The organism is Lysinibacillus sp. 54212, from assembly GCF_036662795.1.
Taxonomy (GTDB): Bacteria; Bacillota; Bacilli; order Bacillales_A; family Planococcaceae; genus Lysinibacillus_B.
Map to the genome: position 1 here is coordinate 76,023 of NZ_JBAFWZ010000002.1, position 14,994 is coordinate 91,016.

Here is a 14,994-nt window from a genome sequence, read left to right on the forward strand (position 1 = left end):
AGCAGGTGATTTGTTGACTAAAGAATAGCTACTCCGTTAATTTAAAGGGAAGAACACATTCTTATTACAAATGGATAGGGAGATTTAATATGGCAAAGAGTTTAACAAGTGAGCAGCATACGGAAGTAGTACAGACCGTAAAGGATAGATTTGAGAAAAACATGCATCGTCACGAGGGGATCGAATGGGAACAGGTATTAGCAAGACTTGAACAGAGCCCAGAAAAGCTATGGTCACTATATCAAATGGAAGCTACTGAAGGTGAGCCTGATGTAATAGGGCTTGATGCAAATACAGGAGAGTACATTTTCATGGATTGTTCTGTAGAAAGTCCTAAGGGAAGAAGAAGTATTTGCTACGACCGAGAAGCACTGGAGTCAAGGAAACAACATAAACCACAGAACAGTGCTATGGATATGGCAACGGAGATGGGGATTGAGATCCTAACAGAAGAACAATATCGAGAGCTACAGAGCCTTGGAAATTTCGATAATAAAACATCAAGCTGGGTGAAAACACCGGACAACATTAGAAAGCTTGGTGGAGCGATTTTTTGTGATCGTCGCTACGACACGGTCTTTGTCTATCACAACGGAGCAGAATCCTACTATGGAGCTAGAGGCTTCCGTGGTTTGCTAAGGGTGTAGTGCAATAAAATGGAGGAACGAATTTCAAAGAAATTCGTTCTTTTTTGTATGACTATTTAAATCAACACAACTTCGGGCCAACATCAATAATAACAAAGTGAGGTAACTGGAATGGATAAAAGTGATCAAGTAAAAATGATTTTGCTCCCAATTATAGTATCGTTAATAACGTTAATAACTACACTAAGTATCTTTTTCATCGAAGGACAAGGGGAAACTGAGGGAATAGGGATGGTTTTCATTCTAGAACTTAGTGTACTACTTTTTTTGGCAATCTATTTTCTTACTATTATTTCAGCAGTACCTATTCATTTTTTTATCTCTAAAAAAATTAATAATAAGTTGATATCATTTATTGTTTTTAATGGGATAGGCTTGGTTTCCATCGTTTGCATTGATATTTGGTTTTTAACTGTGATTGAACTTAAATCACTATATTCCGTTTTTCCATTGTTCTCGATTTTATCGTTAGTCTTCACAACAGAAAGTCGAAAATGAATAAGAGCTGGAACGAAATTTCAAAGATAAAAATGGTCCTCAGAAAATATAGAAGTAAAAATAAAAAGCCAATTTATGCGATTTGTCAGAATCGATATACTACTTATTTGAAAATATGTGCAAAAAAAGGACTTTTTTCCCCTTTGACACATATTTATTTTTAAGTCGTATAAGAATCCTGCCAAATTGCGTTTTTCTCGATTGAAAATCAAAGGGTGAAAATTAATATGATAAAAAATCGAAGCTTGTTGTAATTTTTATATAAAAAGAATAAGAATGTATCAATTTTTATAGCCAGCCTCAAAACAGATAGCGCCGAGTTGTATACCTTTTACATATAAAATAATCAAAATTGTGCCTTATTCTATCAGAAATGGCGCCTTTTTTGAATACATTCTTAACGTAGTAACGAAAATTTTTTATTAAGAATATATGATTTCTGTTAACGTAAGTTTTCATAATTGCTAATTATTCATCAGAAATAAGTGCTTTTTCATCGGAATCGCTGCATTTTAGAACTATAATGGCGCTAGCATCGCTGTTTAATTTAGAAGTGAGCTGCTCCTTTTCTTATTAAATTAGTTCTCTCCTCCTCTCTCCTAACACCCCCCTTAACCACAAATTAACAAAACATTTAGCATTCTTATAAAAGTAGAATGATATAATAATAGTAAATTTTTAATTTTGAACCATAAATTAGTTGGATAAAACGATAATTTAAAGGGGGCGAATGGATGAAGCTAAGCAGGGAAGAGAAATCTTGGATACTGTATGATTGTGGGAATTCAGCCTATTCGATGGCGATTACGACTGCCTTGTTTCCAATTGTGTTTGGCATGTTTAAGGATACAAATAGTATGGACCTGGGCTATTTTAATTCACTAGCCTCAATTATTATTGCAATTCTTAGCCCAATTTTAGGCACCATCGCCGATTATAAGGATAAGAAAAAGCGCTTCTTTATCTTTTTTGCATTACTTGGTATCCTAGCCACGTTCTCGTTTACATTTATCCCACCAGAAAGTGGGCAGTGGCAGCTCATTATCGTACTGTATGTTCTCTCTGCAATTGGCTTTGCGGGTGCGAATATTTTTTACGACTCCTTCTTAGTGGATGTGACGAGTGATGAAAGAATGGACAAAGTTTCTACTAGCGGCTTTGCATACGGTTATATAAGCTCCGTCATTCCATTTGCGATTAGTCTAGCAGTCATTTTCTTTATGGGAATGGATCAAGCAATCGGGTATCAAATCGGCTTTATGATTACAGCACTTTGGTGGGGGTTATTAACGATACCGATGCTAAAGCATGTTCGTCAGCGTTACTATATCGAGCCAGAGCCTAAGCCTATAGTAAATAGCTTTAAACGATTAGGCACAACCCTATTACAAATTAAAAACTATAAAGTTGTATTTATATTTTTACTCGCCTATTTCTTCTATATTGATGGAGTAGATACGATTATAAAAATGGTCGTTCCATATGCCACAAGTGTGTTAGGGGCAGATGCTCTGGATATGTTCGCATTACTGGGCATTTTATTAATTATTCAAATCATCGCCTTCCCGTGTGCATTGCTTTACGGGAATTTAGCTAAAAAATATTCAGCTCGAACGATGATTGTTGTTGGTATTTTAACTTATATTGTTTCCTGTATAGCTGCATTTTTCATTTCGTCTGTTTGGCATATTTTCCTTCTTGGCGCGTTGATTGGCTCCGCACAGGGGGGGATTCAAGCACTGAGTAGGTCCTATTACGGCAGGATTATACCAAAGGAAATGTCGAATGAATTTTTTGGCTTCTATAATATTTTTGGTAAATTCGCGGCGATTCTTGGCCCGTTTTTGATGGCGTTAACGACTACTGTAACAGGTAATGCAAAATTAAGTATTCTATCGATTATTCCACTATTTATCATTGGTCTGATTGTATTTTTAACTTTGCCAAAGGAAAAGAAAATCGATGGAGAAGTGATAGGGTGATGGGATGAGTTCGAAATCAAAGAATGAAAAACATGTCATCGTTATTTCATATGATGCTTTTTCTCAGGATAACTGGGAGCTGGCGAGTCAACAGCCCAATCTATCGAAGCTAATTCGCAATGGTGCATGGACAACGAAGGTAAAAAGTGTCTACCCAACCCTCACATACGTAATTCATGCTTCTTATGTAACGGGGATGTATCCGAATAAGCACGGTGTGTATCATAATAATCCATTTCAGCCGTTTGTCCCTGAAAAGGATCAGGAGTGGCACTGGTATAGAAGCAATATAGGAGCACCGACTGTTTTTGATGAAGTGGCAAGGCAGGGGATGAAGGTAGCCGGAATCCTATGGCCAGTATCAGGAAAATCTTCGATACACTATAATATTCCAGAAATAAAAGCGATAAAGAATGAAAATCAAGCGTTAAAAATATTAAAAAATGGTAGTCCGGTTTATAGTGTGAGCATGGAATTAAAATACGGGCGGTATCGTAAAGGAATCGAGCAGCCATATCTTGATGACTTTTCAACAATGTGTGCAGTGGATACGATCAAGACTAAAAAGCCGAATCTGCTGCTCCTACATTTAATTGAACTGGATGATACGAAGCATGCCCTTGGAACAAAGGGACCTCATATTGAGCAGGCAATCTGCCGGATGGATAAACGGATAGGCGATCTCATGAGGGCGGTTGACGAAGCTGGAATTAGGGATAAGACTACTTTTATCGTAGTAGGTGATCATGGGCAGCTAGATGTGAGATATAAGGTACATCTCAATCGATTGTTGAGGGATCACGGGCTTATATATGAGGAGAACGGTGAAATGAAATGGCGGGCCTATGTGCAAGGAGCAGGTGGAGCCGCTTACTTGCATATTAGAGAAGGCGATTCCGAAGCTGGGAGGCTAGCACTTGAATTACTAGAACAAGCGCTAGCCCAGGATTGTTATGGAATCGAAAGCATCTTTACAAGAGATGAGCTTGATAGCTTACATGTAGATACAGCCTTCCACTACATGCTAGAGGCTAAGGAGGGCTATGCCTTTGACGATGCCTATAACGAGCCGATTGTTGTTGACTTGCATGCGCGCGGTATCAAGTATGCCACACATGGCTATTCCCCAAATAAGCCTAACTATACAAGTGCACTTGTGATCTCAGGAGAAGGGATAGAAAGTGAACTTCAGCTAGGGGAAGTAGAAGTAATTGATATTGCCCCTACGATTGCGAGCATCCTAGGTATAGACTTTTCAGCTTGTGATGGAAGAGCTTTAACGGAGATTTTTAAGGAAAAAAGTAAAATCTTGCTGTAGTTTTGCTAAAGTAATACGCCATTTGTTTTTGGTAGTAGAGAACCGTATTAGTAGTTAATCAAATAAAAGGTAAATAGGAATTTATTAAGCTGTTTATTTGTGATTAGATATCAAGGGAAATTATATAATCTTTCAGATGTGTTGATTATACAAATACTAGTAGATCGTAAACGTGCTTTTTAGTGAAATGATTAATAAAAAGGCGCTTGCTCGTTGATTGGAGCGAAGGCGACTCGACTCCAGCAGGAACAGCACGAGCTGAAAATCCATTTCTTTCGGCATTAGCCGAAAGAAATTAGTTGAAGCCGTGCCTGCGGAAAGCGAGTCAGCCGTAGCGGAAATCAACGTATTCCAATTTTCTCTTTAACAATAAGAGGTAAATCAACACGCGTGATAATCTTTATCACTATGAAAGTTGGTGAGTATAGTGAAAAAGACATATAAAACAAGTGAAGTTGCAAGAGTTATTGGAATTCATCCAAACACGGTGCGTCTGTATGAGGAATTAGAGCTCATCTCGAAGCCTATACGAAAAGACAATGGTTATCGTGTATTTACTGATATACACATCGATCAATTCAAATTAGCTCGTACCGCTTTTCAAATAGAAGTGCTTCAAAATGGACTACGAAAAAAAATGATAGCAATTGTAAAAAAATCGGCTTTGGGGCAATTTGATGATGCCATTCGATTAACAAAAGATTATATTTTTTCTATTGAAAATGAAATAGCGAATGCAAATGAATCTGTGAGCATTGTAAATAGATTATTACTAGGTAGAATAACTGAAAAAACAAGTAGCTTAAAGCGCAAAGAAGTTTCTGATAAGCTCGGCATCACTATGGACACCCTCCGTAATTGGGAAACGAATGGGCTACTGAAGGTAAAAAGAAAAGAAAATGGTTACCGTGTTTACACTGACGAAGATATTCAAAAGTTGAAAATTATTCGTTCTCTGAAATGTGCAAACTATTCTCTTTCAGCTATATTACGAATGATGAATGAATTATCAAAAAACAAGAACGCAAATATCCATCAAATATTAAATTCGCCTAAGGAAAATGAAGATGTTATTTCTGTCTGCGATAAGCTGATAGCATCATTAAATTCCGCAAAAGAAAATGCAGAAAAAATGGAATGTATGTTAATTGACATGAAAAATAAATATTAAACCTTCCACTATAACACCAGACTTTTGTTTGGTGTTATTTTTTTTATATTAAGCAAAAGGAGGATAATATGATGGAGGATATAATCAAGGTGGAAAACCTATCAAAAGCTTACGGAGAACTTAAAGTAGTAAACAATTTAAGCTTTTCTGTCAAACAAGGTACTGTATTTGGTTTGTTGGGTGCAAATGGTGCAGGAAAAAGTACAACTATTGAGTGCATATTAGGCACAAAGGAGTTAGAGAGTGGCTCGGTGTCTATATTGGGACTAAACCCCAAATTTAACCGCAAAGAATTGTTTGAAAAAGTGGGAGTTCAGTTTCAAGAAGCAAATTATCAAGAGAATATTAGGGTGGAAGAATTGTGCGAAGTGACTGCGTCGCTTTATAAAAATCCAGCCAATTACAATAATTTGCTCTCTCAATTTGGCATAGCGGATAAATGCAAAACGCTTGTCAAAGAACTTTCAGGTGGGCAAAAACAGCGACTTTTCATTATTCTCGCTTTAATTTCTAAGCCTGATGTTGTGTTCTTGGACGAGCTTACTACAGGGCTTGACGCAAGAGCCAGGCGAGAAGTTTGGCAATTTCTACGCAATTTAAAAGACAAAGGATTAAGCATTCTCTTAACTTCTCACTTTATGGATGAAGTAGAGAGTTTATGCGATACTATTTGCATTTTAAATAAAGGCGAAACAGTTTTTTATGGAACAGTAAAGGAAGCTATTGAAAAAAGCCCCTATGAAAAATATGAAGATGCGTATCTTTGGTATACAGGTGAGGAGGTAATGCAAAATGAAAACATTTAATACAATGCTGAAAACAGAACTTAAGCTATCCATACGTGGCATGGATATGTTTATATTTGCAATTTGTATGCCGATAATTGTTCTTGTGCTGCTTGGGATTATTTACGGCAACAAACCTGCTTTTGACGGTGCTACTTATACTTTTTTAGACCAGTCTTTTGGTGCAATAACCACTATTGCAATCTGTGCTGGAGGAGTGATGGGATTACCTTTAGTTGTTTCAGATTACAGAAGCAAATATATTCTAAAAAGATTCAAGGTAACACCTGTTAATCCGACAGTCATCTTGCTCGTCCAAGTAACGATCTATGCTCTTTATGCATTAGTGTCGCTGATTCTACTATTCATTTTTGCCAGGCTACTTTTCAGTTTTCAGATGCATGGAAGCTTTTTTCAATTCATTCTAGGTTGGCTACTTGTTATGGTTTCACTGTTTAGCATCGGAATGATGGTTGGTGGTATTGCCAAAAACGCAAAGATCGCGGGAGTTATTGCAAGTGCCTTGTATTTTCCTATGCTTATTTTTTCTGGTGCAACAATACCGTATGAAGTAATGCCGTCAGCTATGCAAAAGATAGTTGATGTTTTGCCATTAACACAAGGCATTAAAATACTAAAGTCCGCTACTCTAGGTTTGCCTATTGAAAATGATATTTTGTCAATTATTCTAATAGCTGTGATAGCTATCGTTTGTTCGATTATTTCCATTAGATTTTTTAAATGGGAATAAAAAACGATGTTTTAAAATTAATCTAATATAGTCAATTTCATAAATGGTTGTTTTTCATAAAAAGGCGAACGTTATTTTAGATTGAAGCAGTAGTAACGGGATGGAGAATGGCTAATAGAGTCGGAAAATTGGCGAGTATTGAATTTGAAAGGCTGGTACTATTTTTGCTCCGTTTCACATTGGCTAGTACATTTAAAATTTTGACTAGTATTTTGAAAAAAGTGGCTAGTATTTTCGAAATTTCGGCTAGTATTTTAAAAATAATGGCTAGTAACCTTGGACTCCAGTAGTTACGTTGAACCTTATCATAAGTAGAGCATACTAACAAAAAGACGAATTAAAACGTTGAATTGACAACATTTTAATTCGTCTTATATTTTTTATCCGATGATTTATAAGTATTTAGGACTCAAGCTGCAACATTACCCTCGTATAATCCTTAAAAGCATCAATATGCTCTTCTAAAATGGATTCTAAAATATCAAGCTCTAATGCTTGATAATCATGTACGGCAATATAGCGGAATCCAACCATATTCATCAATGTTTTGGCTAGTACTGCATCAATCAGTCCAGCCTCTTGCAGCAGTTTAAACCCTTCACGACTTGCTTTTGGCACGCCAAGCTTACGTTCGCTGACGATACTCATGGCTAAATCAATGCTTGCCTCACAAGCACGCTGAATGTTTAAAATGATACTGTCTTGTTTGGTGAAATCTGTTAAGTTTGCAGGGGTGCCCTCGTATACTTCATGTATTTGGTTCAAAGAGCGTTCAATTGTCGCCGTTTTATTTAAGATAACATCATTCATCGCCAAATACACTTCCTCTTTCTTTGATTTCTTTAATTATGCCCGCTCGTTGCTCACTTAGTGTTGCATACATACTATAAGTACGCATTTTTTAGCGTGTAAATTCATTCTTGTCCTGCATGTAAATCGGCGTACCTTGCTCAAAAATTTGCATCGTAAATACGGTGTCTATTTGATTAATATCGACTAAATCTACTTCACGACCGGCAAGTGCTGCAAGCTCTCCAGCTAAAATAAAACGTTCATAAGATGATAGCTGCTTGTCGCTGAAATAGGCAAAATCGATGTCACTTTCATTGTGGGTCATACCCCTTGCAAACGAGCAGAATAGTATGATAAAAGCTGGTTGTACTTTCTCAACAATTATCCGAATTAAGCTTTGTTGAATTTCCTCTGCTAGCATGCATATCACCATCCTTTTTATCATTGTAAAGCTTACATGAAATAACCGCACTTAAACTTCATGCGAATAATTTCTCATATATCACTCACAATAAGAGTGGAGGTGATATGGAATGGGTAGTAACAAACATAAAAACAATAAAACGCAGGATAATAAAAAACAGCAAAATCAAAATCAAAACGCTAACCGAGAGCGTAAAAATAAGGAAGAGTTTGCAGAAGAAGCAAACTTCACTTCTAATCAAAATAAAAACAAACAATAGCTTCTATACTGTAACCCCAATCTATCCTTTCGAAAAGGTGGATATTGGGGTTTACTTATTTTATAAATAGTGGGGGGCGAAATATGGTCAGAATAAAAAAGACCCGGAAAATTTTTTCCGGGTTTTTGATTCGCACTTACTTATACTCCTCCATGACACACTGCCTCGCTTTCGCATCTATTCTTAAGGGAGCCTTAAGAAAACGTTGCTTTAGCTTTTCAGCTTCGATAGTCTTATCCTTCAGAGAAACGGTCATTCGCACTCATCGGGTTAACCCTCCTAGTCACTTGGATTGGAAGTGAAATCTTTAATAGTATAGGGCAATTTCATTTTTTTATACACAAGAATAAAAAAATGAGCTTATTTTTTTCTACTTACTTTTGAAATTTTAAAAAGCGTTTCTTTCCTATTTGGAACACGTCATCATTCATTAAAATACGGTCCATCTCATCTACTGAAAGCTTTTCTCCATTTAGTGAGACACCATTTTGCTTCACTAATCGTATAAATTCACTTTTACTTTTAATAAATTCCTGCTGGATTAGTGACGGAATGCTATCTAAAACTGTTTCTTTCCCAATTTCAATTAAAACAGTTGGAATATTATTGGGTATTTGCTTCTTTTGGAAAGCTATTTCAAAGTAATGCTTTGCTTCTTTCGTTGCTTCATCCCCGTGATATAAAGAAGTAATCAATGCTGCTAATTCCAATTTAATATCGCGCGGATTTTCCCCGTGTTCTATTCTTTCGGTAATGTTGCTTATTATTTTAGGATGTACATCCGTTGCTAACTCAAAGTATTTAATAATTAGTTGGTCTGGTACTTCCATAACCTTTTTAAACATGACTTCAGGCGCTTCATTTACGCCAATGTAATTTCCTAAACTTTTGCTCATTTTTTCAATGCCATCTAATCCTTCAAGTAAAGGCATAAAAATGGCAATTTGCTTTTCTAATCCTAAATGCTTTTGTAATGTACGTCCCATTAAAATATTAAATGTTTGATCTGTGCCACCTAATTCGATATCGGCATTTAATTCTACTGAATCGTATGCCTGCATTAATGGGTAGAAAAATTCATGAATACCGATAGGCACTCCATCCTTATAACGTTTTTGAAAATCATCTCGTTCTAAAATTCGTGCAACAGAGGTTGTTGCAGCTAATTTTATTACCTCTTCAAATGATAGTCGAGATAGCCATTCACTATTAAAGCGAACGGTCGTTTTATCTTTATGAAGTACTTTGAAAATTTGCTCACAATATGTTTTTGCATTTTCCTTAACAACCTCATCACTTAGGGCTACACGACCTTTTACTTTACCTGTTGGATCACCAATTCGTCCTGTAAAATCACCGATTAAAATTACCGCATGATGACCTAAATCTTGCATTTGCTTAATTTTACGTAAAACAACAGCATGACCTAAATGAATATCCGGTGCTGACGGATCTAAACCGAGTTTAATTGTTAACGGCTTTTGTTGTTCATATGAACGTTGCAGCTTTGCTAAGAGTTCGTCCTTATCAACAATCGTGTTTGCGCCCTTCTGAATAATTTCTAGTTGTTCTGCTGGTTTTAAAAACATACTTAACATCTCCTTGTAATATTAAAAAATTAATATTGCAAGATCTATAAGAGCAAAATAAAAACGCCCATTAGGCTAATTGCCTAAAGGACGTATAGAAAACGTGTTACCACCTTTATTCAAGAGCTGCTCACACAACTCTTCTTCATAGGTACGGCTAGATGCGATACCTTTGCAATGATTACGGATGCAACCCCGTCGTAGCCTACTAAGTGTTCGGTACGCAACTCCGAGATGTATTCACTTTAACTTTTACTTGCGCCTCTCAGCAACCGGCTACTTTCTGTAAGTTCCATTAAAGCTACTCGTTCTCTTCAACGCTTTTCCTCTTATACTCCGAAATGTAAAAACAAATCTTCGTTATGCAGATATTAAATATCATTATAGCGCCATAAATAAAATTGTCAATCATCCTACTGAGAAATTGGTTGGAATATTTAGAAATCACATTCCATTACTGTTCGAGTGTAAGCAAATTCGTATGTTGTTTCTAGCATAGAATCAGAAAAATTATTCAACTGATTTGGATCTGAACCAAAATACATCACTAAAAAATGAACCATATTTTTACGCTCTTGCTCTGAAATCATTGCAAATTCCTCCTTTGGTATATAACAATTTAATTTTATTGAATCTATTATATAACAGAAGAAAAGAAATAACCACAACAATTAACTGAATTTTATAAAATTTTAGAAATTTAAAGTGTGCTTTTTATTTACACCACATTTTCTACTTTAGAATGGCCATGCTAAATCAAAAGGAGGAATGTGAATGGGAAGAAACAGTCGAAACCGGATTCTTGTACCAGAAGCCAGACAAGCACTCGATGAATTAAAAGCTAAGGTGAGCGGTACAAGCAAACAGGAAGAAGCAAAGTTAGAAGTAGCGAAAGAATTAGGCATACCGCTGGAAGATGGATATAACGGTCAGCTTACTTCTGCTCAAGCAGGGCAAATAGGCGGAAAAATTGGTGGAAGTATGGTCAAGGAGCTAGTGAAAATAGCGCAAGAAAACATGGAGAAGGGCTTGAAACCATAAAGGGAAACGTGAGGGACTGTCCCATTTGATTGTTTTCATTTCATTCTTTTTCAAAATTATTGATGATGGAAAGATGAATTGTGAAATTGACTCAAATAAATAGAAGTTAATAGTAGGCTAAATGGCGAATTCTTTCATTAGAATTCGTTTTTTGTACTGTTTATTATAGGTTTTAAATAAAGTTAGATTGGTTGTAAGTAGTTTCCCTAAATTTTCTTACTTTGCTTTTTAAGATAAATTTTACAAAAAGAACAAATGTTTGTATTATAAATATAGGGAGGTGGTATATATGGAATTAAATGTATTAAGTAGCATAAAGACAAATAATTTTGAAGACCCTAATATGCCGATAGTTATTGGAGAGCTTTGGGAACGTACAACAGCAATGTTACAGGACTATGAAGGTGCGATATATGGTGTGTATGATACATATATGTCTAACTATAAGGGTGATTATCGATTGTCAGTTGCGGTAGAGTCTTCTAGAGGTGGCGAAACGATTAGAATAAAGGATGATCAAAAATATCGTGTATTCTCTGTAGATAAAGAAATCGAGCAAGGTGTATATAAAATGTGGCAAACAATATGGGGGCTTGAAGAAGCGGGAGATTTGCAACGTGCTTATACAGTTGATTTTGAAAGATATTCTCCAGCAGGTGAGATTGAAATTTATATTGCTTTAAAATAATAAATTGTAGCAACTATCAGTAAGTAACAAACTTTATTATTAAGTGCTCATACTTAGCTCCATTAAAGGGGGTGCTCAAAATGGAACAATTAGCTTTCTCAGGAAGTATCGGAATATGGATAGGTATATTCTCGGCTTTTATGTTTACGGTTTGCCTATATTTTTCACTTACATACTTTGAACATTTAAAAAATGGCGACCATCGTTTGATAAGACAATCCAAATTATTTGCAGTGATTAGTCTAGTACTTGCATTAATGGTGCCTGCATTTTATCAACTTTATGTATTTAATGAAATGATGAGCTTCAACTAAAATAACCTTACTTTTGATGGAAGTTATAAAGTACTCTACGGAGCGTTTGTTGCGGGTAAAGAGTGTACCTACTAAGATAAATGTATTAGGGGGTGAAGAGATGGATAGCGGTAAAATTGGCAATTTAATTTTAAAATTGCGGAGAGAAAAGGGATTTACGCAAAAGCAATTGGCGGACCTTATGAACATTTCTGATCGCACTGTTTCAAAATGGGAGCGTGGTCAAGGGTGCCCAGACATATCTCTCTTACCAGAATTATCTTCCCTCCTCAGTGTAAACATTGAAGAGATTTTAGATGGTGAATTGACCGCCAATGATTTCGTAGGAGGAAATATGAAAAAATCAAAATACTTTGTATGTCCATCCTGTCAAAATATTGTTATATCGACAGGTAATGCAATGATGTCTTGCTGTGGCAGAAAGCTATCGGAATTAGTGCCGAATAAAGCAAAGGACGAGGAGAAGCTAGAGGTTTCACAGGTGGAGGATGAGTGGTATATTACAAGCGATCATCCGATGAATAAAGATCATTACATTTCATTTATCGCCTTTGCTACAGGAGACGGAATACAGGTTATAAAACAATACCCAGAATGGGCGTTGCAGACAAGACTTCCAAAACGGAAACATGGCATGCTGCTCTGGTACTGCACGCAGCATGGCTTGTTTTATCAGCTGATTTAACGAAAAGAAGACGATTAAGAAACGCAAGGAGAAGCATTTCTTAATCGTCTATTATTTATTTTTTCATAAATATTGAAATAACTTTGCTGTTCGTTTGTTGAATTCATCCAGATTTAGTGCAGCATCAATCGCTTCCCGAACTTTTCTTTCTTCCTCAGCATAAAGTTTAGCATAATGAATTGCCTCAGCCATTGAAGCTTTATATTTAACGACAATTTCTTTTATATTATTTTCTTCCTCTTGAGTTGGATGGCAGTGCTTGGCAATGTCAAATATCTCATCGCCAGGACGATTTTCATCTGGGAAGTAAACATGTGGCTCAGTACTATCGAAGATGCAAAACTTTAATTGGGGCAGTATCACCATATCGATTGAATTGGAATCTAACCCACACCAGACGAGCTGCACGTCGAAGCCGCGATTTAAAGCCTCGTTCGCCAATTTTTTCATCATCGAGGATTTTCCTGTGCCTGGGTAACCTTTGATAAATAGTCGTTTTTCAAGATTTTGTGTAATGCTTTGAACAGTATCGCGAGCTCCTGCTGGTGTTAATGTTCCAAGTAGGCGATGTGTTAGCTTACCGGTTTTATTTAAATTGCTTTCTCCAAAAAGCCGCTCTGTTAATTCGGCAAACTGTTGATTTAATCCACTCCAATTCATACTTTTTCTCGTTTCAACTTCCCAATCATCGTGAATCCCAATAGCATTTGAAAGTGAGGCAAAGCATTGATCAAAGTATGCTTGCTTTGCTTCGTTAATCAAACTCAGGTCTATATTTGAAGATAGCTTTTCCCCATCCACACAATCGTAAAGTGAAATCACAAAATCCCGAGCACCAATCATGACTGGTTCAATCGCTGGATTGGATGCTTGAAGAAATAGAATGGCATGTGGTGCTTTAACGAATGTGGCTTCAATCGTATTTTGGAATAGAGGATCATGAAAATATTCGATTTCAGCTCCATGATCATGATAGTAGCTGCCTATTTTTTGTAGGAGCTCGGAAATTTTAAAGCCATGTGCACCTTTAAGTAAATACACCGTTTTTGCTTCATTCATCACGTCCGTATATACATTTTTTTTGCCCTGTCCTGTCATTGCCTGCCCAAAGAAATTGGTAATCTTACCGCTCAAAACGTCATCCTTCCATCAGCTTGTTAATCTTATTTTTATGTTAATAGCCTAAAAAAGGTACCATGCTTGTAGTTGTAGAATTATTGTAATCTGAGTGAATGGAGAGTTTTGTCACTAAAAATGAAACAATTGGAAATTAGGAGTCGTATAAGTATAAAGGGGGACTGCAAATTATGAAATATTTATTAATTGGAGCTCTTTTGTCGCTAATAGGTATTATCGTATCGCTCGTCTTTTGGGATATCGGCATGGTGTATCAGATTCTAGGTGCTATTGCTTTGTTATTTATTGTTGTAGCGATGATTTTTTCGGGTTCTTTAGTAAGTGGAGACAGAATGAGAGCTAACGTAGCAATAGAATCAGACACTAACAGAGAGTATCGAAATAAAGTGTTCACTAGTTCTTTTTTAATTGCAATGCCTAATCTAATTTTGGCGTTATTGTTTTATTTTTTGTGATAACTAATCAGATGTGTTGATTATACAAATACTAGTAGATCATAAACGTGCTTTTTAGTGAAATGATTAATAAAAAGGCGCTTGCTCGTTGATTGGAGCGAAGGCGACTCGACTCCAGCAGGAACAGCACGAGCTGAAAATCCATTTCTTTCGGCATTAGCCGAAAGAAATTAGTTGAAGCCGTGCCTGCGGAAAGCGAGTCAGCCGTAGCGGAAATCAACGTATTCCAATTTTCTCTTTAACAATAAGAGGTAAATCAACACGCGTGATAACTAATAAGTCTAATTTCATGTTTGATGGAAAATTAAAAGAGGATGGTTGAGAAATTTTTATCTCTAATGCCATCTGCTTCATTATTTAATTAGTACAAGTTATATTCAGTGATTTTATTTGAAATATTGAAGCTGTTAATCTAAAAATGAGAAAAAATAGAAAAGATATTGAAAATTACTGGTATA

The 14,994-nt window shown here is 36.2% G+C and carries 19 protein-coding genes and 1 other annotated feature; of the genes, 12 read left to right on the plus strand and 7 right to left on the minus strand.

Annotated features, from left to right (window positions below; genetic code table 11):
- Nucleotides 1-89: 89 nt before the first annotated feature.
- The 3 genes from V4T18_RS02130 to V4T18_RS02140 all read left to right on the plus strand — a co-directional run bounded on the left by V4T18_RS02130 (nt 90) and on the right by V4T18_RS02140 (nt 4,445).
- On the plus strand, nt 90-647 hold the full coding sequence (locus tag V4T18_RS02130; protein WP_332646040.1) for a DUF4256 domain-containing protein: 558 nt from the start codon (nt 90-92) through the stop codon (nt 645-647).
- Between the two features lie 1,232 nt (nt 648-1,879).
- A complete protein-coding gene (locus V4T18_RS02135; protein ID WP_332646042.1) occupies nt 1,880-3,127 on the plus strand; it encodes an MFS transporter in 1,248 nt (415 codons plus the stop codon).
- A 4-nt stretch (nt 3,128-3,131) separates the two neighbouring features.
- Nucleotides 3,132-4,445, plus strand: a complete 1,314-nt coding sequence (locus V4T18_RS02140) for an alkaline phosphatase family protein (RefSeq protein ID WP_332646044.1) — start codon at nt 3,132-3,134, stop codon at nt 4,443-4,445.
- Nucleotides 4,446-4,601: 156 nt separating this feature from the next.
- Here V4T18_RS02140 and V4T18_RS02145 read toward each other — a convergent pair whose 3' ends face one another.
- Entirely contained in the window at nt 4,602-4,727 is a 126-nt protein-coding gene (locus V4T18_RS02145) for a hypothetical protein (protein WP_332646047.1), read from the minus strand.
- Nucleotides 4,728-4,872: 145 nt separating this feature from the next.
- On the opposite strand from V4T18_RS02145, the gene V4T18_RS02150 reads away from it, so the two are divergent.
- The 3 genes from V4T18_RS02150 (at nt 4,873) to V4T18_RS02160 (ending at nt 7,152) form a co-directional block, all read left to right on the plus strand.
- On the plus strand, nt 4,873-5,616 hold the full coding sequence (locus V4T18_RS02150) for a MerR family transcriptional regulator (RefSeq protein WP_332646049.1): 744 nt from the start codon (nt 4,873-4,875) through the stop codon (nt 5,614-5,616).
- 71 nt (nt 5,617-5,687) lie between these two features.
- Nucleotides 5,688-6,422: an ABC transporter ATP-binding protein gene (locus V4T18_RS02155; protein ID WP_332646051.1), complete on the plus strand. Its 735-nt coding sequence runs from the start codon at nt 5,688-5,690 to the stop codon at nt 6,420-6,422.
- Nucleotides 6,409-7,152, plus strand: a complete 744-nt coding sequence (locus V4T18_RS02160) for an ABC transporter permease (protein WP_332646053.1) — start codon at nt 6,409-6,411, stop codon at nt 7,150-7,152. Before V4T18_RS02155 ends, V4T18_RS02160 begins: the two co-directional genes overlap by 14 nt.
- 402 nt (nt 7,153-7,554) lie before the next feature.
- Here the strand turns inward: V4T18_RS02160 and hepT are convergent, their stop codons facing one another.
- Together hepT and mntA are read right to left on the minus strand one after the other, a co-directional pair.
- Nucleotides 7,555-7,962, minus strand: coding sequence for a type VII toxin-antitoxin system HepT family RNase toxin (gene hepT, locus V4T18_RS02165; RefSeq protein WP_332646285.1), 408 nt, complete (start codon nt 7,960-7,962; stop codon nt 7,555-7,557).
- Between the two features lie 91 nt (nt 7,963-8,053).
- Nucleotides 8,054-8,365, minus strand: coding sequence for a type VII toxin-antitoxin system MntA family adenylyltransferase antitoxin (gene mntA / locus V4T18_RS02170; RefSeq protein WP_332646056.1), 312 nt, complete (start codon nt 8,363-8,365; stop codon nt 8,054-8,056).
- Between the two features lie 112 nt (nt 8,366-8,477).
- Here mntA and V4T18_RS02175 point away from each other — a divergent pair, with 112 nt between their 5' ends.
- Complete coding sequence (locus V4T18_RS02175) at nt 8,478-8,627, plus strand: hypothetical protein (RefSeq protein WP_332646059.1); 150 nt, start codon at nt 8,478-8,480, stop codon at nt 8,625-8,627.
- A 374-nt stretch (nt 8,628-9,001) separates the two neighbouring features.
- Here the strand turns inward: V4T18_RS02175 and tyrS are convergent, their stop codons facing one another.
- A complete protein-coding gene (gene tyrS, locus V4T18_RS02180; protein ID WP_332646062.1) occupies nt 9,002-10,216 on the minus strand; it encodes a tyrosine--tRNA ligase in 1,215 nt (404 codons plus the stop codon).
- Nucleotides 10,217-10,299: 83 nt separating this feature from the next.
- Nucleotides 10,300-10,543: a binding site (T-box leader), on the minus strand.
- Between the two features lie 110 nt (nt 10,544-10,653).
- Complete coding sequence (locus tag V4T18_RS02185) at nt 10,654-10,806, minus strand: BH0509 family protein (protein WP_332646065.1); 153 nt, start codon at nt 10,804-10,806, stop codon at nt 10,654-10,656.
- A 184-nt stretch (nt 10,807-10,990) separates the two neighbouring features.
- On the opposite strand from V4T18_RS02185, the gene V4T18_RS02190 reads away from it, so the two are divergent.
- The 4 genes from V4T18_RS02190 to V4T18_RS02205 all read left to right on the plus strand — a co-directional run bounded on the left by V4T18_RS02190 (nt 10,991) and on the right by V4T18_RS02205 (nt 12,944).
- Complete coding sequence (locus V4T18_RS02190; protein ID WP_332646067.1) at nt 10,991-11,257, plus strand: alpha/beta-type small acid-soluble spore protein; 267 nt, start codon at nt 10,991-10,993, stop codon at nt 11,255-11,257.
- Between the two features lie 289 nt (nt 11,258-11,546).
- Entirely contained in the window at nt 11,547-11,945 is a 399-nt protein-coding gene (locus tag V4T18_RS02195) for a GyrI-like domain-containing protein (protein WP_332646068.1), read from the plus strand.
- 80 nt (nt 11,946-12,025) lie between these two features.
- Nucleotides 12,026-12,259, plus strand: a complete 234-nt coding sequence (locus V4T18_RS02200) for a hypothetical protein (protein WP_332646071.1) — start codon at nt 12,026-12,028, stop codon at nt 12,257-12,259.
- A gap of 100 nt (nt 12,260-12,359) precedes the next feature.
- On the plus strand, nt 12,360-12,944 hold the full coding sequence (locus V4T18_RS02205) for a helix-turn-helix domain-containing protein (protein WP_332646073.1): 585 nt from the start codon (nt 12,360-12,362) through the stop codon (nt 12,942-12,944).
- 63 nt (nt 12,945-13,007) lie between these two features.
- Here the strand turns inward: V4T18_RS02205 and V4T18_RS02210 are convergent, their stop codons facing one another.
- Nucleotides 13,008-14,078, minus strand: a complete 1,071-nt coding sequence (locus V4T18_RS02210; RefSeq protein ID WP_332646076.1) for a nucleotide kinase — start codon at nt 14,076-14,078, stop codon at nt 13,008-13,010.
- A 173-nt stretch (nt 14,079-14,251) separates the two neighbouring features.
- Here V4T18_RS02210 and V4T18_RS02215 point away from each other — a divergent pair, with 173 nt between their 5' ends.
- Nucleotides 14,252-14,536, plus strand: coding sequence for a DUF5316 domain-containing protein (locus V4T18_RS02215; RefSeq protein ID WP_332646079.1), 285 nt, complete (start codon nt 14,252-14,254; stop codon nt 14,534-14,536).
- Between the two features lie 31 nt (nt 14,537-14,567).
- Here the strand turns inward: V4T18_RS02215 and V4T18_RS02220 are convergent, their stop codons facing one another.
- Nucleotides 14,568-14,693 carry a hypothetical protein gene (locus V4T18_RS02220; protein WP_332646081.1) on the minus strand — a complete coding sequence of 42 codons (126 nt, stop codon included), beginning with the start codon at nt 14,691-14,693 and terminating at the stop codon, nt 14,568-14,570.
- Between the last annotated feature and the right edge of the window lie 301 nt (nt 14,694-14,994).